27 protein-coding genes are annotated in these 22720 nt (G+C 45.6%); 24 read left to right on the top strand and 3 right to left on the bottom strand.

Annotated features, from left to right (window positions below):
• Window positions 1-11 precede the first annotated feature (11 nt).
• A complete protein-coding gene (locus ACJJIR_RS12455) occupies window positions 12-1355 on the top strand; it encodes a hypothetical protein (RefSeq protein ID WP_444905587.1) in 1344 nt (447 codons plus the stop codon).
• Here the strand turns inward: ACJJIR_RS12455 and ACJJIR_RS12450 are convergent.
• Window positions 1352-3616, bottom strand: a complete 2265-nt coding sequence (locus tag ACJJIR_RS12450) for a tetratricopeptide repeat protein (protein ID WP_444905586.1) — start codon at window positions 3614-3616, stop codon at window positions 1352-1354. The genes ACJJIR_RS12455 and ACJJIR_RS12450 overlap by 4 nt on opposite strands.
• Window positions 3617-3722: 106 nt before the next feature.
• Here ACJJIR_RS12450 and ACJJIR_RS12445 point away from each other — a divergent pair, with 106 nt between their 5' ends.
• From ACJJIR_RS12445 to ACJJIR_RS12435, 3 genes are read left to right on the top strand one after another with little or no spacing between them, the layout of a single operon-like run.
• Entirely contained in the window at window positions 3723-4772 is a 1050-nt protein-coding gene (locus ACJJIR_RS12445; protein ID WP_444905585.1) for an HAD family hydrolase, read from the top strand.
• A 42-nt stretch (window positions 4773-4814) separates the two neighbouring features.
• The gene (locus tag ACJJIR_RS12440; protein WP_444905584.1) at window positions 4815-6377 is read left to right on the top strand and encodes an arylsulfatase; all 1563 of its coding nucleotides are present in this window, start codon (window positions 4815-4817) and stop codon (window positions 6375-6377) included.
• 42 nt (window positions 6378-6419) lie between these two features.
• Entirely contained in the window at window positions 6420-6746 is a 327-nt protein-coding gene (locus tag ACJJIR_RS12435) for a VOC family protein (protein WP_444905583.1), read from the top strand.
• A gap of 16 nt (window positions 6747-6762) precedes the next feature.
• Here ACJJIR_RS12435 and ACJJIR_RS12430 read toward each other — a convergent pair whose 3' ends face one another.
• A complete protein-coding gene (locus ACJJIR_RS12430) occupies window positions 6763-7698 on the bottom strand; it encodes an integron integrase (RefSeq protein WP_444908421.1) in 936 nt (311 codons plus the stop codon).
• Between the two features lie 378 nt (window positions 7699-8076).
• On the opposite strand from ACJJIR_RS12430, the gene ACJJIR_RS12425 reads away from it, so the two are divergent.
• From ACJJIR_RS12425 to ACJJIR_RS12340, 18 genes are all read left to right on the top strand, one after another.
• Window positions 8077-8583 (top strand): hypothetical protein, encoded by a 507-nt coding sequence (locus ACJJIR_RS12425; RefSeq protein ID WP_444898107.1) that lies wholly within the window; start codon window positions 8077-8079, stop codon window positions 8581-8583.
• A 94-nt stretch (window positions 8584-8677) separates the two neighbouring features.
• Window positions 8678-9178, top strand: coding sequence for a hypothetical protein (locus ACJJIR_RS12420; protein ID WP_444905582.1), 501 nt, complete (start codon window positions 8678-8680; stop codon window positions 9176-9178).
• Between the two features lie 58 nt (window positions 9179-9236).
• Window positions 9237-9611, top strand: coding sequence for a hypothetical protein (locus ACJJIR_RS12415; protein ID WP_444905581.1), 375 nt, complete (start codon window positions 9237-9239; stop codon window positions 9609-9611).
• Window positions 9612-9702: 91 nt separating this feature from the next.
• Window positions 9703-10092 carry a DUF6678 family protein gene (locus tag ACJJIR_RS12410; RefSeq protein WP_444905580.1) on the top strand — a complete coding sequence of 130 codons (390 nt, stop codon included), beginning with the start codon at window positions 9703-9705 and terminating at the stop codon, window positions 10090-10092.
• 538 nt (window positions 10093-10630) lie between these two features.
• The gene (locus tag ACJJIR_RS12405; protein ID WP_444905579.1) at window positions 10631-10984 is read left to right on the top strand and encodes a transposase; all 354 of its coding nucleotides are present in this window, start codon (window positions 10631-10633) and stop codon (window positions 10982-10984) included.
• Window positions 10936-11823 (top strand): IS3 family transposase, encoded by an 888-nt coding sequence (locus ACJJIR_RS12400; protein ID WP_444905578.1) that lies wholly within the window; start codon window positions 10936-10938, stop codon window positions 11821-11823. The genes ACJJIR_RS12405 and ACJJIR_RS12400 overlap by 49 nt, the downstream gene beginning before the upstream one ends.
• 121 nt (window positions 11824-11944) lie before the next feature.
• Window positions 11945-12703, top strand: coding sequence for a DUF2971 domain-containing protein (locus ACJJIR_RS12395; RefSeq protein WP_444905577.1), 759 nt, complete (start codon window positions 11945-11947; stop codon window positions 12701-12703).
• 103 nt (window positions 12704-12806) lie between these two features.
• On the top strand, window positions 12807-13160 hold the full coding sequence (locus ACJJIR_RS12390; protein ID WP_444905576.1) for a hypothetical protein: 354 nt from the start codon (window positions 12807-12809) through the stop codon (window positions 13158-13160).
• A 96-nt stretch (window positions 13161-13256) separates the two neighbouring features.
• Entirely contained in the window at window positions 13257-13544 is a 288-nt protein-coding gene (locus tag ACJJIR_RS12385) for a hypothetical protein (RefSeq protein ID WP_444905575.1), read from the top strand.
• Window positions 13545-13682: 138 nt separating this feature from the next.
• Window positions 13683-14045, top strand: a complete 363-nt coding sequence (locus tag ACJJIR_RS12380) for a hypothetical protein (protein WP_444905574.1) — start codon at window positions 13683-13685, stop codon at window positions 14043-14045.
• A 108-nt stretch (window positions 14046-14153) separates the two neighbouring features.
• Entirely contained in the window at window positions 14154-14435 is a 282-nt protein-coding gene (locus ACJJIR_RS12375; protein WP_444905573.1) for a hypothetical protein, read from the top strand.
• Window positions 14436-14564: 129 nt separating this feature from the next.
• Window positions 14565-15410 (top strand): DUF4393 domain-containing protein, encoded by an 846-nt coding sequence (locus ACJJIR_RS12370; RefSeq protein ID WP_444905572.1) that lies wholly within the window; start codon window positions 14565-14567, stop codon window positions 15408-15410.
• A 189-nt stretch (window positions 15411-15599) separates the two neighbouring features.
• Complete coding sequence (locus ACJJIR_RS12365) at window positions 15600-15863, top strand: cupin domain-containing protein (RefSeq protein ID WP_444905571.1); 264 nt, start codon at window positions 15600-15602, stop codon at window positions 15861-15863.
• A gap of 157 nt (window positions 15864-16020) precedes the next feature.
• Window positions 16021-16329, top strand: a complete 309-nt coding sequence (locus ACJJIR_RS12360) for a transposase (protein ID WP_444905570.1) — start codon at window positions 16021-16023, stop codon at window positions 16327-16329.
• An 8-nt stretch (window positions 16330-16337) separates the two neighbouring features.
• Complete coding sequence (locus tag ACJJIR_RS12355) at window positions 16338-17183, top strand: IS3 family transposase (RefSeq protein ID WP_444908420.1); 846 nt, start codon at window positions 16338-16340, stop codon at window positions 17181-17183.
• 510 nt (window positions 17184-17693) lie between these two features.
• A complete protein-coding gene (locus tag ACJJIR_RS12350) occupies window positions 17694-18227 on the top strand; it encodes a GNAT family N-acetyltransferase (RefSeq protein WP_444905569.1) in 534 nt (177 codons plus the stop codon).
• A gap of 92 nt (window positions 18228-18319) precedes the next feature.
• The gene (locus ACJJIR_RS12345; RefSeq protein WP_444905568.1) at window positions 18320-18619 is read left to right on the top strand and encodes a hypothetical protein; all 300 of its coding nucleotides are present in this window, start codon (window positions 18320-18322) and stop codon (window positions 18617-18619) included.
• 102 nt (window positions 18620-18721) lie between these two features.
• Window positions 18722-19069 carry a hypothetical protein gene (locus tag ACJJIR_RS12340; protein ID WP_444905567.1) on the top strand — a complete coding sequence of 116 codons (348 nt, stop codon included), beginning with the start codon at window positions 18722-18724 and terminating at the stop codon, window positions 19067-19069.
• Between the two features lie 28 nt (window positions 19070-19097).
• On the opposite strand, the gene ACJJIR_RS12335 is transcribed toward ACJJIR_RS12340, so the two are convergent.
• Complete coding sequence (locus ACJJIR_RS12335; RefSeq protein ID WP_444905566.1) at window positions 19098-20039, bottom strand: IS110 family RNA-guided transposase; 942 nt, start codon at window positions 20037-20039, stop codon at window positions 19098-19100.
• 541 nt (window positions 20040-20580) lie between these two features.
• Between ACJJIR_RS12335 and ACJJIR_RS12330 the strand changes: the two genes are divergently transcribed.
• Both ACJJIR_RS12330 and ACJJIR_RS12325 read left to right on the top strand, forming a co-directional pair.
• Window positions 20581-20961, top strand: a complete 381-nt coding sequence (locus ACJJIR_RS12330) for a hypothetical protein (protein ID WP_444905565.1) — start codon at window positions 20581-20583, stop codon at window positions 20959-20961.
• Between the two features lie 814 nt (window positions 20962-21775).
• Window positions 21776-22429 (top strand): hypothetical protein, encoded by a 654-nt coding sequence (locus ACJJIR_RS12325; RefSeq protein ID WP_444905564.1) that lies wholly within the window; start codon window positions 21776-21778, stop codon window positions 22427-22429.
• Window positions 22430-22720: the final 291 nt, after the last annotated feature.

The following is a 22720-nucleotide window of genomic DNA, read 5'->3' as shown; positions in this document are numbered from 1 at the left end:
GTGAGTAGGTAATGGTTATTAGAATCAGGAAAATTCTCCCATTTGTACTCCTTCCTCTCGCTTTTGCTGAAAAAGTTGCCAGTGCCGAAGACTATCAAGATCCTTTCGAGACCAACTCGGAACTTTTCGATGAAGTGAGCACTGAGGAAGGGGTTTCTCGAGTTGTTTGGGACATTGATGCTTCGTTACTCGGGTATCACCAGCAGAATGAAGTTCGGGATGATCTCTATTTCGATCCGGGTCTGTTTGTCTTTGATGAACAAGAGTCTTTGCTTGCTCTGGATCTCAGTGGCCAGTTCTCCCTGGGAGCACACTTCTCAGTTTACTCGCGGTTCGCGGCGATAGAGCACTATCGGTCTAATGAGACTGGAACATCTGAAAAAGAGACAGAATCCCATCTGCTAGAGGGGTATTTCTCTTCTTACACTGACAACCGAAGGTTTGGTATTAACGTCGGTCGGATAAAACCTCAGTGGAGCAACGGTTACAACTGGTCTCCGGCAAATCTTTTAAAAGCCACTTTTGATCGCCCCAATCTGGATGCCGATGAACTTACCCAGCAACTGGGCTGGGATATGGCCAATTTCGATTTCCGCTATGGTCGCTGGAACACCGGCATTTATATGGCTCAGGTTGAGGACGATCTGGATGGTCACTTTGACACTAGCGTAAATGACCATGAGTTTCAGTACGCACTCGTGGTGAATCGTGAAGGTGACTTGGATACCCGCTTGGTATTGCATCAGATAGAGGGGGAGGCAACCAATGTCGCTCTCGGGTTGAGTACCTTGGCTGGAGACAGTGCCACACTCAGGTTGGAGGGAGCTTGGGAACATCAGCGGGAGTTACCTCAACCGGGCGAACTTTCCTATATCCCAGCAGAGGACGATGGTTATTTGAAGCTGGTGCTTGGCACTCAGCTCAGTTTCAACGGGGGATGGGATGTTACTGCGGAGTATCTGTATAACCAGCATGGATTCGATGATGACGAGTGGGATTTGATTCAAACGCAGGTAGATAGCGCAAAGAACGGATTGAACAGCGCGCAGGTTTATGAGGCGATTGCTTTTCTTTCCGATAGTTTTAACCTTTTATCTACCGGACAACTACGGCAGGAATATTTGTTCTTGATGTGGGGTAACACCCGGCTGGATAAGAAATTTCAATATCGCCAGAGTGTGCAATACAACCTGGATGACAAGAGCCAGTACCACAACCTGGAATTGATTCAGAACTGGACTGAGCATTTTAGTACTCGACTGCAAGCCCAGTTTTTCAGGGGCTGTGAGTCCTGTGAATTTGGTCTGCTGCCTACTGAAAGGCTTCTTAGGTTAAGTCTCTATTATGATTTTTAGCGCTTGCTGGCTAAAAGTGCTTCATATTTTTGTGTAATTTTCCGCTTGCCGGATTCCCTACTAATAGAAATTAATGCGCGCAAAATATCCAGGTCCTGCGGAAACTGGTGATAGCCGTCTTCTAGAATATCCAGGGCGAGTTCGCTGTTGCCTTCCGAGTGAACGGCTATGGCATATACGTAGAGATAGCGACTCTGGGTTTGCTCATGCTCAGCCGCCGCCTTTAGAAAACCCATTGCCTCCTGGTGACGGTTCTGACGAACCAGGGAAAGGCCTAAGGCATGCTGGATTACGGTGTTTTCCTCACTCTTCGAAAGTGCCCCTCTAAGTAATAATTCCGCATCGGTTTCACGTCCACTTGCCCGGTAAAGGTCGGCCAAGTTGATATAGGCGGGTGTGTAGTAGGAGGCCTTGATTATTGCCCGGCGATAGAAGGCTTCCGCTTGTTGCGTATTTCCTCTCTGGAAATGAAGGTTGCCCAGGTTTACCAGGGATTCCGGCCGGTCGCTGTTGAATAATTCTGAGGTGGTATAGGTTTTAAGGGCCTTGGAGTATTGCTGCTGTACTTGCGCGGGCATGGTCCCGATCTGAGCATCGGTAACGCCATTGGCAGCCAGCGACCTTGTTACGGCCATTTTACTGAAAAGCAGCGGTACACCGATCATCAGTCGCAATTGCTCCGGTAGTTCATCCAGAGACTGTGCAAGGGCCAGGTTTAATAAGGGTTCTTCGCCCTGGGCAATTTGTTGGAGTAACTGAGCGGAATTTATCGTCAGGTAGCGCGGTAACAAACGGATTGCGCTGGCCCGGACAATCTCCGGTTGACTGCTGTCCTGAATAAGCTCCATTAACATCTTATCGGCCTCGCTATCCCCGCGCATAGCTGCGTGCAATGTCTGCCCGTAGTGAGGGGGAGGTGAGCCGTATTTGTCTTCCAATATCTTCGCCGCCCACTGGCTCGATTTATCTTGATGGCAGCTGTTGCAAGTATTGGGGGTGCCCAGCGCCTCGGAAAGGTCAGGCCGGGGAATGCGGAAACTGTGATCCCGACGTCCATCCACCTGCATAAAATTTTTCTTCGGCATATGGCAGTTTGTGCAGCGGGCACCGGGGCTTTGAGTGGGGTGCAGATGGTGATCAGTACGGGCAAATCGCTCCGGCATATGGCACTGGGCACAAACTGCATCACCAGCTGCTCTCAGTTGTAGACTGTGGGGGTTATGACAGTGGCTACAGGTAACACCTGCAGCGTACATTTTGCTTTGCAGAAACGATCCGTACACAAATACCTCGCCATCGGCCTGGCCATCTGCGTGGTAGAGAGGCTCTTGCAGAAGTGTGAGGTTGAAATGATCCAGTAATTCGCTGTTAGCCTGCGCCCCCAGTAAATGGGTACTCCGCCGAGAATGGCACTGGGCGCAAGTTGTTATTTCACGCTGGATGGCTGCCGATGGCGCAAGCTTGGCAATCCCCGTTTGCAGATCCATTTCCCGGAGCTGTTGGGTTGGGTCAATAAGATGTGGGGCAAGCCCTTTATTCTGCAATGTCTCATTCTGTGTTTTTGCCCACTGAAGGTGTCTCGATCCCGGGCCATGACAGGATTCACAACCAACATTGATCTCTGACCAGGATGTCTGGTAGCTATCGGTTTGTAGGTTATAGGCCTTTTGCAAGTTGGTGGAATGGCAGTCGGAACACATAAAGTTCCAATTCTGGTTTATGCCGGTCCAGTGCAGGGGGTGTTGATGGTCTATCGCTTGATCGGGATAGAGATGGAACCAGCGCTGGCCACCGACAGATTTATCCCGGCTGTCCCAAGCGATATTCAGTGCCTGAAGACGTCCGCCTCCCAAATCAATCAAGTATTGCTGTAAAGGGTGGACACCAAATGTATAGGCAAGGGGATAGTCCTGGAGGTCTCCATTGGGCCCATCAGTGCGTACGTAATAGCGCCCTTCCTTTTGATAGAAGTGAGATTTCTGCCCCAGATATTCAAATGCCACCCCGGAGAAATCACCTAGAACGCTGTCGCTATTGGCGGCCTGCATTGCTAGCTGGTGGTGGGAACCTTGCCAGGCACCGGCCTCATCTTTGTGGCATAGGGCGCATTGCGCGGAGCCCACGAAAGTGGCTTCTGAGCTGATTGCTTCATCCTGGTGCTTGAGAGGTTGGGTATCAACCGGCTCTTCGTTACCACAGGCCACCAGTACGAGACAGATAAGGCTGATTTGGATGAGGCTAGTGCCAGCTATATTTATCACGGTTTTTTTATTGTGATGAGTTCTTATCTTAGGGAGTTATTCAGAGGCTCCCTAGGCCAAAAGATTAGTTCATGTGCCGTAAATGTCATTTTGTGAGAGGGCCAGAATGCTGGATTGGAAATTTAGGGTTGTCCTGAGCCGAGGGTGTGTATTGCTGGTTTTGGTAATCAGCTTACCGGCACTCAGTTCTCCCTTGCCATCCTGGCAAGATGGCGTTAAAGCCCAAATTATGGCCTTTGTTGACAAGGTTACCCGTAAGGACAGCGCCGACTTTATACCTGTTGGTGAACGTATCGCGGTATTTGATAATGATGGCACCCTCTGGTCCGAGAAGCCCGTGTACTTCCAGCTTCTCTATGTCGCTGATGAGGTTAAAAGGCTAGCGCCCCAACACCCAGAGTGGAAAACCCAAGAGCCATTCGCTTCGATTCTAAAGGGCAATTTATCAAACCTGTTGGGGCAAGGCAGGGAAGGTTTGGAAGTAATGCTTACTGCGACTCATGCGGGATTGAGTACGGATGCCTTCCAGCACTCTGTTGCCCAATGGCTCAAGAGTGCTAAGAACCCGGAAACTGGCAAACACTACAGTGCGATGGTGTTCCAGCCCATGCTGGAGTTGCTGGAATACTTAAGAGCAAATGGTTTTAAAACCTACATTGTGTCGGGGGGCGGCACAGATTTTATCCGAGTGTTTTCCCAGGAGTTATATGGAACCCCCCCAGAGCAGGTTATCGGCAGTCGCCTAAAGTCCCGCTATGAAAATGGGGGTGGGCATCCCTATATCGTGAAATTAGATGAACTGGCCTTCCTCACCGATAAACAGGGGAAACCTATCGCAATCAATGACGTGATTGGCCGGAGGCCAGTTTTTGCCGCAGGCAATTCCGATGGTGATTTACAAATGCTGGAATGGACCACCGCCGCTAAGGGGCCGCGTTTTGCCATGCTGATTCATCATACCGATGCCAAAAGAGAATGGGCATACGATAAGAACTCCTCAGTGGGGCGCCTGGACAAAGCGCTACAAGCCGCTAAGGCAAATGGCTGGTTGGTGGTAGATATGGCGAAGGACTGGCGGACGGTGTTTCCGCCAGAAGCGAAGGATCAGTCAAGCCTGGGGCCGGTGATTCCTCAAGTTCCCGCCTACCGGGACTAGTCTTAAAGCGGTGTATTGAGCCTGCCAATATCGAGGTGTGTAATGCTCCTGATCTCCCGATCCTGTCTCCGACTGTTCCTTTTGGTTGTACTGGCTGCTGTATCCCTTTCCCCTGGTAGCCTCTTCGCGCAGACTAAACCCAATATTTTGGTGATCTGGGGAGATGATATTGGCATCTGGAATATCAGCTTCAACAGTCGTGGCATGATGGGCTACACCACGCCCAACATTGATCGGCTGGCGGTAGAAGGGCTCTCTTTTACCGATTACTACGGCCAGCAGTCGTGTACAGCAGGCCGCGCGGCTTTTTTAGCGGGTAATGTTCCAGTGCGCACTGGCATGACTAAAGTGGGGCTTCCAGGTGCCAAAGAGGGTTGGCAGAAGAGTGATGCCACTATCGCCACAGTAATGAAAAGCCTGGGTTATGCCACTGGCCAGTTTGGTAAAAACCACCAAGGGGATAGGGACGAACACCTGCCCATCAACCATGGTTTTGACGAATTTTTTGGCAATCTCTATCACTTGAATGCCGAGGAAGAGCCTGAGAACCGGGACTATCCCAAAGACCCAGAATTCCGTAAGAAGTTTGGCCCCAGAGGAGTGATTAAGGCCAAGGCCGGCGGACCAATCGAAGATACCGGCCCCCTTACCAAGAAACGGATGGAAACCATCGATGATGAAACCCTAGCGGCAGCTATCGACTTTATCGAACGTGCACACGCGGCTAAGACCCCATTCTTTGTCTGGTGGAACGCCACCCGGATGCACTTTCGCACTCATGTCAGAGAGGAGCACACAAACCTTGCGGGCCCCAACAGCAATGAGTATATGGATGGCATGGTTGAGCATGACATCCTGGTAGGAAAGCTGCTAAGTGTGCTCGATCGCCTGGATATCACCGACAATACCATCGTGTTTTATTCCACAGACAACGGCCCCCACTTCAATACCTGGCCTGATGCTGCAACTACGCCATTTCGCAGTGAGAAAAATTCCAATTGGGAAGGAGCTTATAGGGTGCCAGCCTTTGTACGCTGGCCGGGCAAATTTCCAGCGGGTACTACCTTGACAGGTATTGTCTCCCATGAAGACTGGCTGCCGACTCTCGCTGCGGCCGGGGGGAACCCGAATATCAAGGAACAGCTCAAGGAAGGGGTCGAGCTGAATGGGCGCGAGTACAGAAATTATGTTGATGGCTACAACATGATGGATTACTTCACTGGCAAAGCAAAACTTTCACCAAGAAAAGAATTTATCTACGTAAATGATGACGGCCAAATTGTAGCTATGCGCTACGAACCCTGGAAAGCTATTTTCCTGGAAAATCGCGGGCGGGGTTTTGAAGTCTGGCGAGAGCCCTTTACTGAATTACGAGTGCCACTGCTGTTCAATTTGAGGCAAGATCCTTTCGAAAAAGCCCAACACAACTCGAACACCTATAACGACTGGTTTATAGACAGGGCTTTTGTCTTGGTTCCCATGCAGCAACTCGCATCAAAATTTTTGCAAACGATGAAAGAGTATCCACCCAGCCAGGTACCCGGATCTTTTAATTTGGATAAGGTACAGGAGCAGCTGGAAGCTGGGGCGAGTGGTAGTAATTAAAAAATATAGATATCAACACAAGTATCAATAAAGGTAGGGCCCATGGATAAAATTCATATAGCACTGTCGACTAATCAGATAGAAGAGTCAGTTGCCGACTACAGTAGAAGGTTAAATACTGCTCCCTGCGTGCATGTGCCCAATGAATATGCTTTATGGCGAACTGCCACTGTTAACTTATCGATTCGCCATGATCCAAATTGTGAAAGCGGAACGCTTAGGCATCTAGGCTGGGAATCAGATGGTGCCGATACATTTACCGCAGAAACTGACATTAATGGCATTACCTGGGAACACTTTAATGCTGAGCTTCAGGCAGATGAAATCAACAAGGCTTGGCCCAAAGCCAGCTACCACCCAAAGACATAGCTGCCGGGGGCCGAAATTAGTCAAGAGGGCTGGTAACACCGCGCTCATGTACGCCTATAACATGGGTGTAAATCATGGTTGTACTGATATCGTTGTGGCCGAGTAGCTCTTGAATATTATGTATATCAGTACCAGCCCGCAGAAGATTGGTGGCAAACGAATGGCGAAATGTATGGCAGCTCGCCTTCTTACGAATATTGAGGGCCGAAACGGCCTTGGCAACGGCCCGCCTAACTTGCTGTTCGCCAATATGATGCCGTCGCATCATATCGCTGCGAGGGTCTTGCGATAGAAATCGAGCGGGGAATACATACTGCCAAGCAGCACTCGTCGCTGCTTGTGGGTACTTTTTCGCCAGAGCAAAAGGCAAATAGACATACCCATAGCCCTCAGCCAAATCCTGCTGATGTAGAGAAAGCGCATGTGCTATTTGCACCTTGAGGGGCTTAACTAGAGACCGAGGCAGTAGTGTTCTTCGCCACTTCTTACCCTTGGACTCGCGTACTATCAAGCATTGATCACTAAAATCAATGTCCTGTACCCTAAGCCGCACAGCTTCCATAACTCTAAGGCCCGAACCATACATTAATGAAGCAGCAAGCTTATTTGGACCGCTAAGGTGCTCTAATACGGAGGTTGCTTCTTCATGGCTAAAAGTAACAGGCAACCGCTTAGGCCGATGGCTTTTTTCGAACTGTAGTTGCCCTAATTCAATATCCAGAAACTGCTTATAGAGAAAGATAATTGCATTCAAAGCGGTTTTTTGAGTATTGGCTGACACATTACGATTGGCTGCAAGGTGACTTAACCACTTATCTATTTCAGCTTTTCCGAGCTCCTGCGGATGTTGCATCCCATGAAATCGTATAAAGTCCTTCACCCAAAAGCAGTATGTCTTTTCTGTTTTGTATGCCAAATAGCGAGACCGTATAAAAGCTCTAAAACGGTCCATAAAGCGGGATGGTCGCTGGGGTAGCGGAATAGGGATGTCGTCCATTTTTACAGTCCGGATACTGTATGGATTAACAGTTTAATGAACATTTGACTGGGAGTCATCAGGATTTTCGATCAGTTTGACCGTTATTTTTGGCCTAGGTCCGGAATGTTTGAAAACCTATTGTATTTCAATGGATTAGGGAACTCGTATAAAATGGGGATAGTAGTCAAAGTGATCGTTTTTCCATTTGGTACAATGGTTCTGAAGGATGGATAACATATTGATTTTACTTGGGTTTTGTGTGTTTTTTCGTTAGATTGATTCCAGGATAGTAATCAGGATAATAGTGATCAGAATGATTACTATATAAATGTTATGTTTCTTGGGTAGTGAATGGTCAATAGATATCTTGAAATATACCTAGGCTCTCCAGATGGTTTGAAATGCCTGATACAAGGTAATCTCAGTAAGTTACTCCAATTTTACAGGGATAGCTTATGGTATGGCCTGTCTGAAGAAGTGTTGAACTATGTAGACTCTTTAAACTTTGGTTCAGAATTAGAACCTATGGATGTAACGCAAGCTAGATATATCGATAAGTTTATTGAGTATGTATTTGACTTTTATGGTGAGCATCATGAGTTCCCAGAAAGTTTGGGAAATGTGTGGTGCACTGAATCAGAGATAGAGCATATTTTTTCCATAACAGGCAGGCGCATATTTTCTGGTTATGGTGCTGATTTTGATACGGGAAACAAATCGACAAAAATAGGGTATTTATCAAATTCTGAATTAAGAGATTTAAAAATATCTGGTGCGAGCGATTTTTTACAATTGTTAACGTCAGCGAGAGATTACGCAAAATCAAAAGGGTGCGGTCTTGTATATACCATCGATTAAACATAACAAGCGCAGGTTGCCGGAACGCCTTTCCGCTCCTTCGTCGCTACAAGTCGTCCGCAACTGCGGGCGTTAGTTGCGTAAGGAGGTACAGATGCGAAATTTAGTCGCGTTAGTGGTTTTGTCCATTTCAGTCTACGCAGGAGCTGATGAACTGAATATCGGCGGAAGAGTATTCGAAACTGCAAAGGACATTGATGAAATAAGCTGCAAGGGATTTAAGTTGCAAACAATCACTACGTCTATCGACCCAAACGTTCGAGAAAATGATCTACCCTTTGAGGCTCTACTTGGCCACAAAACAAAGTCCCATGTAATTTCTCAACAGGTAATATATGTGGGTGATGAGCACTCAATTATGGTGTCACCTATTGAGAATCACGTTTCGAACTATCCACGAATAGACCCCAAAAGGCCGTATCTTGCATCTCCAGAATTCTGCCATGATAATAAAGTGTATTTTTCGCTGTGGGGCGGTGGTACTTGCAACACTGTATGTGAAGCCTGGGTCGAGGTAGAATTTGATAGACACGGTAAGGTTGCTAATGCGGTAGGATTAACCTTCGAGCAATTTCTTTCTGCTAAGAGTAACTAACAAAACGCTGCACCCGACTCCGGCGCTATCGCGCCTCCGCGGGTGAGCTAGGCGTTAAGTGGCAGTGGAAGTTATGAGTGACTATCAGATAAATGTAATAAGGCAGGTATGGGTTCTGTTGATATTCTACCCATTCATATCTGCTTTCTATTACGCTAATTCGAAGTCATTCTTACAGTCAGCACATGGAATAATCGCGCTTATTGGCTTTGCTTATGCAGTGGTGGCCTGTGAATTTACTGATTTTGGCCCGCCAGACTATTGGTACTGGCCAATATACTTTTGTTTCATGCTTTCTTTCGCTTCTATTGTGTACTCTCTAAAAGCATTCAAAGGTAAAAAGTATATTCATGTAATTCATGGGGTCACAATTATCGCTAACCTACTTACTACATTTGTTGCATTAATGGCTGTTGCCCATGACTGGATCTAAAGCACTTAACAAGTGCCGGCACAATCGCGCACTTCGTGCGCTGGACTCGCAACAAGTTGCTCGCCTGTGCGGCAGGCGTTATACGTAGGCAATGAACGAAGAAACACTAAAATTTATTGAAGAGCGGCGCCTTGTTTCGTATATGAACAAAACAAAGTGGCGAGAATTCGCTAATGCCATTACAAGTAACAGTGATTTCGAGCCTCAAGTAAGGCTTAAATATCTACGAGACTTAGAGGCAATGCCTGGGTTTTCGCTGCTTGATTGGGAATGGGTTCGCTATGGTCAATCTAACTGTATCGAGTGGATGGATATTGACCCATTCAAAAGAGAGCGAAGGGGCAATCTTTTAAGTGATAGAATTACTGACTTCAGTGGCTTTATAGCAACTGTTCTGAAAAAGTACAATATCCCATACTCCTTAGAAAATGGGTGTTACAGGGTATGGGGATATGCAAACCAGCAACCAGTTTTCGTATAACAAACGCAAGCACGCGGACCCGTTTTCCGCTGCGCTCCAAACGGCCCGGTGTTGCGGGCGTTATGCCCTATAAATTATGAATCGAATATTTTACGTAGTACTTATATCAATCTTACTCTCAGGGTGTCCCGCAACCTTTAATAGCATCGTCAAAAACGAGTCTGCCCACGAAATTGTAGTCGTACCACCATTCGAAACGGAATTCAGATGGGTAATTGAGTCGGGCTCTGAAGATAAGGTAAATTGGTATCAAGAGTGCGTTACTATAAAAAGCCAGAGTGGCATTCAATATTTTTCAGGCTGGCCAATTCCTGAGAACGTTGTTAGTAACGGTGTCTTTAGCTCTAGCCTTGTGGCTGTTTATAAAAGTAACAAGCTGTTTTTTCAAACCAATGAGGGCCAGCTCATTGAAATTAACCAGGTCGCTGTGTGTGCAAAGGCATAACAAGATGCGCAATGTTCGCCCCGGAAAAACAACCGGGGCTGGAAATCTTCCCCCATTGAGTAGACGCCTATCTTTTAAATAGGATAGGAAAAAATGCCAAAAATACTGAGTGAAGAGCGGGTTGTTGAATATTCAACAGAGTTCAAAGTTAGAGTGGTAGCTCTCACTAATCAACTGGAAGTAGATACGACTACTATCGCCAACATTATTGGTTTGCATCCAGTAATGGTGTATAGATGGCGACAGGAAAGTAGAGAAGGCAAGCTGGTCGAGAAGCCCAGTCGTAGAATAAGTATGACAAAGACAACGAAAACTCAGTCTCAAACCGATGATAAAGAGATAAGACGTCTAAAAAAGCAGGTTGAGAAATTGCAAAAGGAGAATGATTTACTAAAAAAGTGGGAAATGTACCTGAAAGATCAAAAGCTGAAAGATTCTCGTTCATAGCTCTTAATCGATCAGACTTTGGTGTCAGGTACTTATGTAGATACTTGAATGTTTCACCCCAAGGGTTTTATAAGTGGCTCAACCGTGATGAGAGCACTCGAGACATAGAAAATAGGCGAATTCTTGGGTGTATCGAAACTATCTATGCGCAGCATGATGGTAATTATGGAAGTCCAAGAATTAGCGCAGAGCTGAAAGCCAATGGTGAACGAATAAATCACAAGCGCGTTGAGCGCCTTATGAGAGAGGCTGGAATCGTGGGGAAAGCTGGAAGGATCTATCGTCGGCGCCCTTTGCCTGGAAATCCTTGCATTAAGTTTGAAAATATACAAAGAGAGCATGGTATGCTGAGTAAACCAGACTCTCAATGGGCTGGTGATGTAACCTATCTGAAGATCAATGGGCAATGGCAATATTTAGCTGTGATTATTGATCTTTACCCCCGGAAAGTGTTGGGTTGGGAGCTGTCGGATACTCGAACCGTTGAGCTAACACTGTCAGCGCTAAATAAAGCTGTTCGTCGCAGAAATATAGAATCAGATCTAATATTTCACAGCGACCGAGGTTCTGAGTACGGTGCTTATGCATACCAAAACCGACTCAAAGAATTGGGTATTGAGCCGAGCATGAATCGTCCAGGGTTTGTGAATGATAATGTGTATGTAGAATCATTTTTTCAAACACTGAAAACTGAGAGTTTTAAAGGATTTAATTTTGAGTCCGTTGAGGAGCTAAGAACCAACTTAGCTTGGTATCTTGATAGGTACTATAACGTTAAAAGAAGACATGGTTCACTTGGGTTCAAAAGCCGAGATGAATATGAAAGAATGGCCGCATAAGATGAATATAAGGTGGCGTCTACTTTAAGGGGGGAGGCTTCCTCCGCAGCTTCGCCGCTGCGTTCCGGCCCTTTATTGAGGCGTTACGTGTCAAAACAGCCTAGCGCATGAGTGGATTGCCATGATTCTTTATCAATATCGAGGCGTCATAGCTGAAGAAAGAAAATTTCAATTTTTTATTGATCTGATTAAAGATGGGTCAATGATGTTTTCGAAACCTTCAGATTTTAATGACCCGTTTGACTGCTGCCCGACGCAGTTCAGTGAGTTCCCAGAGAATGAGTTGCCTCATGCTGTAACTGATGCGATGAACCATCATATCCAACAGGCCACTTCCCATATTGTAGGAGTTTCTTGCCTAACACCGCACCCGGATCGAATGCTAATGTGGAGCCATTATGGAGATCAGCATCGGAGTGTATGTGTTGGTTTTGATACGGAAGTTTTGATGAAAGACTGCCCAAAGAACAGTGAAGGGAATCCCCTGTACTCAGAGATTAGAAAAGTTGACTATACAAATACACGACCGGATGAAAATGATCAAAACGCCATATTTAAAAAATCCAAAGAATGGTGTTATGAAAATGAATATCGGATTGTCAGCTCTGCTAAAAAAGGACATCCACAGTGGGGTCCTGGTGTATGGAAAATACCTAAAACTGCAATAAAAGAGGTAGTAATAGGAGCGCGAGTGCCGCACGATCTACAAGAAAAAATTGTTAATGAATTAAAGTTTCACAGGCCAGATATTTTACGAAAAAAAGCTGTGCTACATGCGCATACTTATGAGCTCAAAATCGAGAATCTCGACACCCAGCCTAAAGTTGCTCCTATGAGTGGTTATGTACGAGGGCCCAATGGTGATTGGATCAACACGTAACAAAGCCAAGCACGAACGCCCGCAAAAAGCGCGGGCAGGACGGCCTACACTGCGTTTCGGTCGCCCGTGTTGGCTGCGTTATGAGTCTTTAGGGGTTCAGTGGATGAGGAATTTTATAACACCCCTCTGTTTGTTGATGTCGTTTGAGGTTCAAGCAAATGACTACTTAGAAAACAAGAGGTGGAGAGATGATTTTACCGAAGGGCTTTGGAAGGGGTGCATCGATAAAACAATCGTTCAGTCAGGGTACTTCGCTGAGTTTGGTAACATATCAAAAGAGTATTTTGAAAATCCGCGAGATCCATATTTAATAAAAATTAAAGAAGCCTGCAGTTGTCAAACAAAGTACTTTGAAGAAAATTACAGTACAGAAAACTTGAAGGAGATCCTTTCTGGACCAAAAGTTACACAGGCATTTTCTGTGTTGGCGGCAGGGTTGGCGGAATCATGCAATTAACTCATAACAAGTTGCCGCACAATCGCCCTTCGGGCTGGACCTCCCTTTCGGTCGGCCTGTGGGCAAGGCGTTAGGCGATGAGGGTTAAATAAAACCATGAATCGAAGATTTTATAAATCGTATGCTGATGGCATGGAAGCTGAGGAAGGTGCATTCCTTTGTGAAGTTGTAGACCAGCTAATCGTAAGGCAAATTTACGTTATCGATGGATGCTATTTTTGGGCGACACCTGACACCGAAAATAATGAGGTATACTTTTTTACTGATCAACCGGAGTTTCCTGAGGGAGATATACCTCGTCTTGAGAAAGAGTTTGATCTTGTAGAATTAACGGAAGAAGAGTTTCTGAAAGTGTGGAAAATTGCACAGAAAGAAAATTATTGAACCGAGTTATGGGAGCAGCCGCCTAACAAGGCGTTGCAGACGGACAGTTTGTTCCACTGCTCAAATATGTTGTCGCTACGCTATAATACATTTGCGCCGCTCCACAAACTGCTGCTGAACTTGGCGTTATGCGTAAAAATGAATCATAAACTTCGATATATTCTAGCATTCACTTTGGGCTCAGCTTTAGCTGTAATCCTTTGGTTTTCTATTGCTACTTCACATCCAATATTTATGCAGCTAAAAGTTTCTGGGTTAATTCCTCCGGTAATCGCTAGCCTGGTTGCTGGTGCTGTAACATCTGCAATACTTCCTAGCAAAAAAGTATCATTAACTTTCTTATTAGGTTGTTTGGTGGCTCTTCCAATGCTTCTATTTCTCTTATGGCATGGGTTTAGTCATCTTGGGCGCAACCCTCTGTTGTGGTATTGGCCAATTTATGTTCCTCCTGCGTTTCTTCTTGGGGGCCTTTTAACTAGAGGGGTATGGCGTGCCGCATAACCAAGCAATCTTTCGGAACTCCGTGAGCTGTCACCTTGTTTGCAAAAACACGCAAACAAGTCGCCATCCCACTCCGTCGCGCAAATTGCGGCGTTATGTGAGCTTGTGATGAAAAGTTCAAAGGCTTTAAAGCATATATCGAGCGTCGAAATTGGCCTTGGCTTTATACTTGCGCTGATTTCCATGTGGCTGTTCCTAAATATTACTCTAGAGCCAATCCACCAAGAGCCGCATAGTATTGGTAGGATCATCGCCTCAGTATCATTGCTAGGGTCCCTAAGCTTATTGATTCCTGGCGTTGCTCTGCGTATTTCAGTCAAGGTGGGCACCATACTGCAGTCTTTAGTGATTATTTTTGCAGTGTTTATCATGTGGTTGGGTTCTAAATAGGATGCAAGCAAGCTCACTTAACAAACACAGGCAGAATGCTCCGGCCCGTAGGGCCTGCGCGGGACGCCCTACGCTTCGCTTCGGTCGCCCCTGCTGTGGGCGTTAGGACCACCCCAGAACGGAGCTCAAATGACTGACGAAGAAAAATCAAAGGAAGGAAATGTTGAAGGTACGATCAATGCCGTTACTGGTCTTGCCAAGGCAGTTCCTGTGTACGAGGATGCTCTACAGCCCGCAGCAAAAGAAATAGGTAAAGCTCTAGGAACGGTAGCAAAAACAGTCAATGTTGCACTCGCCCCAGTTAAGGGGTTGGTTTGGGGATACGAGCAAATCGAAGAATTTGTATCTTCCAAAGTATCTGAAAAGCTACAGAACACCCCTGAGAAAGAAATTGTCACACCAAAACCCAATGTAGCAGGTCCCGCTCTTGAGTCTTTGCGTTATACCGGTCACGAAGAGTCTTTAAGAGAGCTATATGCCAACTTACTTGCGGCCTCAATGGATTCATTGACGAGTGCTGGTGCTCACCCAGGCTTCGTTGAAATTCTAAAGCAAATAACCCCAGACGAAGCAAAGCTACTAAAGATTTTTGCTAAAAGCCGCCCATTTCCCTTACTTGATGTTAGGCGAGAATCAACTGAGGCAGGAAAAGGTGGCAGTGACTTACTTAAATCGTTCTCATTGTTGGGGGAGGAAGCAGGTTGCGAGAATGCGAATTTGACTCCAACCTACTTGGACAATTTGTCTAGACTGGGGCTTATTGAAATCCCAACATTTCTGGAATACGTGGCGCCAAACGTGTATGACGCTCTTGAAAATCACCCAACGGTTGTTTCTATCAAGCAGCAGCTTGAGAATACACCGAATCAAAAATGTGAAATTCAACGTAGGGGAGCGCAAGTAACCCAGCTAGGGCGTCAATTTATCTCGATTTGCGTAATAGATCATGCGGCTAAGCGACCCTCAAAGCCCTAACAAGCGCCGGCACAACGCCGCCTTCGGCGGCAGGACTCGCCACTTCGTGGCTCGCCTGTGCGGCGGTCGTTAGCTGAAAGGAGACCTATGGAATATTTACCCATAAATTTTAAAGACAAGTTTTCAAAATTTAGCGAACATTGGTCGCCAAGAGTTATTGCTGAGCTGAACGATTATCAGTTTTAACTGGTGAAATTCGAAGGTGAGTTTGTCTGGCATGATCACCCCAATACAGACGAGGTTTTTGTAGTTCTAGAGGGCACTCTAGAGATTGAATTTAGAGATGGGACAGTAACATTAAACTCAGGTGAAATGTTTGTAGTTCCTAAAGGTGTTGAACATCGGCCAATTGCAAGGAATGAGTGTAAAATAATGTTGGTTGAGCCAAAAGGTGTAGTCAATACAGGAGATGCTGGGGGTAGCCTCACTGCACAGAATGATGTCTGGGTGTAAATCAGCTAACAAAGCGCTCTTGTCGCCGCAAAAAACGCGGCTGGGACAGCCTACACTGCGTTCCGGCTGCCCCAAAGCTTTGCGTTATAACCAAGACTTACCCACGTTTAGTAGACACCCTGTATAGTTAGGTTTAGGCCTAACACGGAGGTGTATCATGGGTAAGAAAAAAACTCAGGCGTATACGGAGGAGTTCCGTAGAGAAGCAGTTAAGAGAGCGGAAAAGCCTGGAGTAACAACGGCTTCTGTGGCAAGAGAACTAGGCGTCAGCGCACAGCAGATCTACAACTGGCGTCGTCAATTTAATCGACTGTCTGATAAGCAGTTCAATAGTTTAGACGGTGTCGACTATTCCAAACAGGAAAGCGCTGAAGTTCGCAAGCTCAAGAAGGAGCTGCATGAAGCTCGTCAGGAGGTTGAGTTTCTAAAAAAGGCAGCTGCGTACTTTGCGAACCACCAAGAGTAAAGTACGCGCTGATACAAGAGCATGTAGGGTCATTCCCGGTTAGCTTGATGTGTCGGTGTTTAGAAGTCTCAAGATCGGGTTATTATCGATGGCGGGGGCGGTTGCCATCTGCTCGCACGATTAGAAAGATACGAACAATCGAGAAAATCCGAGAGACGTTTTCTGAGTTTAAAGGTCGTTATGGGGCGCCTAGAATCGCTTGCGAGCTTCAAGAATTAGGCGAGTCATGCTCGCGGAACTACGTCGCTAAGCTTATGCAACAGGAGCATATTAAAGCGAGAAACGGCAAAGGCTTTCGATATAGTCAGCCCGTAGAGAGGAATATCAATGTCGCCGCCAACCTACTTAAGCGTTGCTTCGATGTGGATCGACCAAATTGCCGCTGGACCAGTGACATTACGTATATCTGGGTTCTGGAGCGGTGGTTGTACCTCGCGGTAGTTATGGATCTGTACTCTCGACGTATTGTAGGTTGGGCATTTGACTCCCAGATGACCGATGAGTTGACACATCGAGCGTTGAAAATGGCCCTAGAGCGACGACAAATAAAGCCTGGACTAATAGTTCACTCTGACAGGGGTGTGCAATATCGATCGCAGAAATACCAGGATCTCTTGTCTGAAAGTAAGTGCAAGCCGAGCATGAGTCGCCAGGCTAACTGTTGGGATAATGCGGCAATGGAATCATTCTTTAGCAGGCTAAAAGTTGAGCTGGTCTATGCCGTAACATTCGAAAGCGAAGAGCAAGCAAAATCTGAGGTGTTTGAATACATTGAGATTTTCTACAATAGGGTTCGTAGGCACTCTGCATTGGGCTATGTAAGTCCAGCAGAGTATGAGCGAAAATACGCATAGTTAGAGTGTCTACTTTTTGTGGGCAACACCAGTGTAAACCAGTATGAAATTAATTTTTTCCCTCATAGCCCTCGTTTCGATGATATCGACATCTTTCTTCTTAGGTATGAAGTGGGAAAAGTATCGAATTTTGGAGTCGAACAGCTTGGAGCTCCAGGCTCCGTTCGTACTTCAGTCAGATAAAGGCAATGGTCAATTACCTGTTGGCACTATTTTGTATCCCTATTCATCTGGGCCTAGTATAGATACCTTTATCGTCTTCATTAATACTAAGAACTTGAATGCACTAGAACCATTTTCATTTGAAAAGCCCTTTACTATGGTTCCATTGGATGCATACCAAGAGTGAGACACATAACAAACACAGGCAGTATGCTACGGCCCTTCGGGCCTCCGCGGGACGTCTTACCTTGTGCACTTTTTGCGCAGGTCGCTACGCTCCCAGTTTTGCGCAAAACGCGTACAAGGTAATCCGCCCCTGCTGTGGGCGTTATCGGAGCTTACGAGTAAATGCTATACAGAGTTGCCAACATAAATGACTTAGAGGTTTTAGCTAACTTACATGCTGAAAGTTGGCGTGAGTCATATCGGGGAATATTCCCTAATCAATTCCTTGATAATGATGTTTGGGTGGAGCGGAGAAACTCTTGGGCAAATCGATTATCCTCACCAAAGAGTAACCAATACGTTTTGGTTGCCATTGATGGTGATAACATTTGTGGTTTTATTTGTGCTTTTGGTAATGAAAGTGCTAGATGGGGAACATTCATAGATAACTTGCATGTCTCAAGGGCTTATCAAGGTAAAGGAATTGGTAAACAGCTAATGCATTTAATTGCTAAATGGGCTGATGAAAACTTTAGCCATAAGGGATTATACCTTGAGGTTTTAGAAGATAACTCAAATGCACGCGATTTTTATCATCGAATGGGGGCAAAGCACCAAGAAACAAATTTATGGCTACCGCCCGGCAGTAATGTAAAAGTAAATGATTTGCTCTATATTTGGGAAAATAATTTATCGCTGTTGCAGATAAACAACTAACAAGCACCAGCAAATCGCACGCAAAACACGCGAGCTGGACTCGCAACAAGTTGCTCGCCTTTGTGGTGAGCGTTAACTTTCCAGGAGATAAAATGGACTTCGGCAAAATCATCAAAAGCGATGGTGATATACAGCTTGCTAAATGGAGTAGCATAATCTCCAGTCATCAAGCCCTCGAGCAAGCTCCTGATAAGAAAGGAACTAACCCTTTTACCAATGAGGAGGTTCTTTTCTCTGGTGAAGGCATAGCTTTCTATCTAGAAGGCGGGGATAAAGTTGGCAATATAAGCCTGGAGAATGGTGTTCTACTGACCAGCGGGGTTCCTATGTCAATATGCTCTGAACTTGCATATTCCCTCAACGCGGAAGCTTTCGAAGATGACCGCAGTTAACAAGGGCCAGCACAATCGCCAAATGCAAAAAACGCATTTGGCTGGACTCGCTGAAAGCGCTCGCTTGTGTGGCCGGCGTTATGTGAGCAGGAAATAGAGCATATGGACATCGCGATAAAAATGATTGATCAAGCTTGGCAATTACTTGTGCGTATTCCATTTTGGTTGTTGTTGTCCACACCATTGATAATCGCTCTCTACTTTTATGCAAAGAAAATCAGAAGCGTGCAGTGGAATATGGCAATAAAACTGTTGCTTTTTGTTCCACTTTCGGCCGTCTTGCTTGCTCCAATGCCGGTTGGCATGTTCATAGCACTCGTGCCTAATGGTTTTTTGCTCTTTAATGGCCTTGAGTACTACAGTAGGGTTTTTGCCTGGTGTGTTTCATCCATGCTCGTATCAATGATAGTTTGTTACTTCGTAGGCAAGAAATACCAGAGACCCACATAACAAGTGACTATGGTTACTCGTCAAGTTTTTAAGCCATACTTTCATCCCAGTAGGTGTTATTTTTCACCATCGTATTCAGAATCGTAATCTGCTTTCTCATGCAAGCAATCAGAGCGACCTTTTTAGGTTTGCCAGCGTCGACTAATCGCTTATACATCGGCTCTAATTTGGGATGATGTTGTATGGCAGACATAATGGAAACAAACAGAACCGTACGTACACGATGCCTTCCACCCCGAATATATCTCTTTCCCTGGAAGCTGCCGCTATCACGGTTCATCGGGGCGATACCGACAAGTGCAGCGATTTCTTTACGGTTCAATTTTCCTAGCTCGGGAAGTTCACTCATCAACGTATAAGCCAATACATTTCCGACCCCTTTAGCACTCAACAATAGGTCGCGCCTTTGCCGCCACTCAGACACACTGTTAACCAGTTTATCCAGTTGCTTGTCGATACCTTGTAGCTCTTTTTTGATGGTGTTTAGAATGGTCTGTATAGGTTTGTGTACTGATTTCGGCATTCTCTGAAGCCGATTCTTTTGCATTGTGCTCATCTCTAAACACTGACTTCTTACCGCCAGTAAGTCACTGATCTCCCTAAGCTTTTCTGGCTTTAGTACCGACAGCCTTGGCTTCATGGCCTCACCAAAATGTGCAATATCCATTGCATCTAGCTTGTCGGTTTTGGCGAGGCGCCCTGCGGATTTAGCGAAGCTTCTTATCTGAGAAGGATTGCAAACAACAATAGGTAATCCTGCTTTGTCGGCGGCGCAAACAAACTCTAACTCGAGTCTTCCCGTAGACTCTATTAATACTCTTAGAGGTTTAAGGGGTTGAAGTTGTTTAATGGCATCCTTAATGCCACTTTTATCATTGGCAACACTAAAAAACTGGCCAGTAGGTCTCACATAAATATCGAGTTGTTTACTGCTGGTATCGATACCGACATTGATCTCTTGAGGTTCCATAAGATAAGCTATCTCCGCCTTGCTATTCGGGCTCGAGGCCCACATGACTATCCGAGTTATGCCTAGTGAGTGCTTATCACGTTCATACTTGTTATCGGTCTTTTACGAACCGGCCAGGCAGCGAACTGTGATAAACAAGGCCTTCGGTGGCCGCCGAAGGTGGGTCTCAATTTACCCGTTAACGAAAAGGATTTTCAACATCAGAATCAGACAAGAGCAATCATAGAAGGCCAGGCAGCATGGCTCCGGGCCTGCGGCCCTCCGCGGGACAGCTTACCTTGTGCACGTTTTGCGCTGGTCGCTGCGCTTGCATTTTTGCGCAAAACGCGCACAAGGTAAGCTGCCCCTGCTGGCGGCGTTCAGGCTGTAGAAAAACTAATTTATGTCTTTGCTGTCTTAGATGTGATCAAATATTAACCATAAATGGTGATTCTACGTGAATTCTGATCTAGCTTTCACTGATGAGTAGGCTATTATTCACGTAGAAGCACAATACGAAAAGAGGGCTGAGTTTTTCTACACCCTCGTTAAGTATCACTATATGAAAAAACAATTTCTTTATATCTGGTGTGGAATAGCTACATGGTATGTTGCACAAGGTTTGCTTTCTTTTATTGCTTTCGAACTCCAGATCGATAAATACCCCGGATTAACTTATGGAGTATTGGCGCTAATTAATGGCTTTATTGGGGGTAGCGTTGTGTTGGCTTTATCTAAGGAAAATAATGTTCTGATCCAGTCAATACCCCTAATAGTTTTATCTCTCGCTTGGATTGTCTTGTCTCCAGCACCACATTGGCGTAATTTCTTCACCTGGAATTGGCCTATTTGGGGAGTGGTATCAATGTTATTAACAATTTATTTTGGGCAAAAATACTTAACAAAAAGCTCAAGCAAGGACGCCGCAAGCGGCGCCGCTTAGCTTGGCGTTAGTGCGACAAGCTAAGCTTGTTGCATCTTGCTGGGTGAAAGTCCCAGCCTGGTATGAGTTAGCCACTCACCAGTATCGAGTCTTGCGCGTTGTGCGGAGCTTTAAATTAGGGGTATTTGAGAGGCAGGATGCACGAGCGAACAATCAACGTGAAGCGTAGACAGAGAAATATGTAGGCCATAGGGAGTGCGCGCTCCTGAAGTGCTGGTATCGCTTCGAAATGCAAATTCTAGGTGACGAGGCTTGTAACGTGGTCGAAGTCCAAACAAAGCAATCAACTCAGGAGTGAATTTGTTTTCGCTACCTGAATGGCAAGATTGTGGAGACCTAGCGGAGTTCTTAAGTCGTGGCATGCGTACAGAGATGTAATGAGAACTTGTGAGACCCAAGGTAACTCCCAAAGGAATGGGTAGGGCGGTGTAGCTGAATAAGCGAGCCGAACGATGGTGTCTTGGGAGTCGGACCAGCTCATAGTAGTCGGAGGGCGGGAAAGCCGTCTACAGGGCGAAGGGGCTGGCAGTTATATTGAGCTTGCAGTCGATACATACACCGGACATGTAGGACTGGATATTGTATGAAAACAAAAGTGCAAGCATTACATTCAGTTGAATCTAAGTTTATGCACTTCAGTCATTGGGTGAAAAGGCGAAGATGGGTAGAGTGAATAGCTTTGATAGGATTTAGCTGCGCGGTAAATAATATAACGGAGGAGCCGGATACGGTAATTCCGCACGTCCGGATTTGCGTGGGGGCTGTCGGGTAACCGGCTGTCCTACCACTACGGCATTTATAAGGAAGTTAGGCATTGAAACTATTTTCAGCATTTTTTGTATTTTTAGTTTGTACCGGTTGTTCAACCCTTAGTAAGACTAAAAACTTTGAAATTGAGCCTTCTCCAAAGTACCAGAGAACCTATGTTTACGATTGGTGTGAAGAAAACCAATCTGTATTAGGTATTTTGGGCGAGCACTGTTCTGGGATTTACAAGCCGCCTCTTTACTCGGTGCCTATCGATGATGGTTTTCTTGTTATCTACCCATTACTTTTGAATCATGAAGAGCTTTCAGTGGGCCCTATGGGCTTGCCTATCATCCCTTTGAGTGGTAATAAAGTATCCACGAGTGAGGAGCAAAATATATATTTTCGGTTTAGAACCTACTCTAAGACAGGGAACTTTAATATTGCTCCAGTAAGAGTTTCGATTTTAAATGCTAATAGAGGTTCTTGCGATGTAATCGAACGCTCAGAGGATGCAATTGGAAAAGTTTATAACTGTGTGGTTGGTCTTAAAATTAATAAACTTCAAAGACTAATTATTAACCTGGAGCTGGATGACAATTCTGCTTTAGATATTTCCTATATTTTGTCAGAGTTTACTAGTTACCGGCCTGTTGTTGCACCAAATGGACCTGCTAGGGATATTAAGCCGTTCATTACAATAGCTGATCCCGATGTCTAACAAGGTAATCATGTAAGGTGCCCATAATATCGGCGGTACTGGAGAAGCCTTAGGGCTTGCAGGTATTGGCAATGAAAAGTCAATTTTAGGGTAAGGGCATCAATTGACTTCAAATTTCGTAGGGTCAATTTGGAAAATGATGTCTGAAAAAGCTCAAGATTGATAAGAATAGAAAGTCGGCATCACAGATCATAGTTGTCGGACAAAATTTACGCAGAGCACGGCGCTATCAAAAATATAAAGTCTCCTTATTAGTACTCTGACCAGTTAGCAACTTATTTCTACTGATTT

The organism is Microbulbifer maximicatervae (SeqCode) (assembly GCF_052467385.1).
Note: the sequence above shows the minus strand (reverse complement) of the source record. Positions and strands in the feature narration are given on the sequence as shown.

Bases quoted from the DNA above. Each gene is read 5' to 3' on its own strand.
- ACJJIR_RS12385 (WP_444905575.1), top strand. From the start codon at position 13,257: ATGAATCGAAGATTTTATAAATCGTATGCTGATGGCATGGAAGCTGAG.
- ACJJIR_RS12335 (WP_444905566.1), bottom strand. From the start codon at position 20,039: ATGGAACCTCAAGAGATCAATGTCGGTATCGATACCAGCAGTAAACAA.
- ACJJIR_RS12370 (WP_444905572.1), top strand. From the start codon at position 14,565: ATGACTGACGAAGAAAAATCAAAGGAAGGAAATGTTGAAGGTACGATC.
- ACJJIR_RS12440 (WP_444905584.1), top strand. From the start codon at position 4,815: ATGCTCCTGATCTCCCGATCCTGTCTCCGACTGTTCCTTTTGGTTGTA.
- ACJJIR_RS12420 (WP_444905582.1), top strand. From the start codon at position 8,678: ATGCGAAATTTAGTCGCGTTAGTGGTTTTGTCCATTTCAGTCTACGCA.
- ACJJIR_RS12455 (WP_444905587.1), top strand. From the start codon at position 12: ATGGTTATTAGAATCAGGAAAATTCTCCCATTTGTACTCCTTCCTCTC.
- ACJJIR_RS12375 (WP_444905573.1), top strand. From the start codon at position 14,154: ATGAAAAGTTCAAAGGCTTTAAAGCATATATCGAGCGTCGAAATTGGC.
- ACJJIR_RS12350 (WP_444905569.1), top strand. From the start codon at position 17,694: ATGCTATACAGAGTTGCCAACATAAATGACTTAGAGGTTTTAGCTAAC.
- ACJJIR_RS12390 (WP_444905576.1), top strand. From the start codon at position 12,807: ATGAGGAATTTTATAACACCCCTCTGTTTGTTGATGTCGTTTGAGGTT.
- ACJJIR_RS12330 (WP_444905565.1), top strand. From the start codon at position 20,581: ATGAAAAAACAATTTCTTTATATCTGGTGTGGAATAGCTACATGGTAT.
- ACJJIR_RS12435 (WP_444905583.1), top strand. From the start codon at position 6,420: ATGGATAAAATTCATATAGCACTGTCGACTAATCAGATAGAAGAGTCA.
- ACJJIR_RS12445 (WP_444905585.1), top strand. From the start codon at position 3,723: ATGCTGGATTGGAAATTTAGGGTTGTCCTGAGCCGAGGGTGTGTATTG.
- ACJJIR_RS12380 (WP_444905574.1), top strand. From the start codon at position 13,683: ATGAATCATAAACTTCGATATATTCTAGCATTCACTTTGGGCTCAGCT.
- ACJJIR_RS12425 (WP_444898107.1), top strand. From the start codon at position 8,077: ATGGTCAATAGATATCTTGAAATATACCTAGGCTCTCCAGATGGTTTG.
- ACJJIR_RS12430 (WP_444908421.1), bottom strand. From the start codon at position 7,698: ATGGACCGTTTTAGAGCTTTTATACGGTCTCGCTATTTGGCATACAAA.
- ACJJIR_RS12345 (WP_444905568.1), top strand. From the start codon at position 18,320: ATGGACTTCGGCAAAATCATCAAAAGCGATGGTGATATACAGCTTGCT.
- ACJJIR_RS12360 (WP_444905570.1), top strand. From the start codon at position 16,021: ATGGGTAAGAAAAAAACTCAGGCGTATACGGAGGAGTTCCGTAGAGAA.
- ACJJIR_RS12405 (WP_444905579.1), top strand. From the start codon at position 10,631: ATGCCAAAAATACTGAGTGAAGAGCGGGTTGTTGAATATTCAACAGAG.
- ACJJIR_RS12395 (WP_444905577.1), top strand. From the start codon at position 11,945: ATGATTCTTTATCAATATCGAGGCGTCATAGCTGAAGAAAGAAAATTT.
- ACJJIR_RS12340 (WP_444905567.1), top strand. From the start codon at position 18,722: ATGGACATCGCGATAAAAATGATTGATCAAGCTTGGCAATTACTTGTG.
- ACJJIR_RS12410 (WP_444905580.1), top strand. From the start codon at position 9,703: ATGAACGAAGAAACACTAAAATTTATTGAAGAGCGGCGCCTTGTTTCG.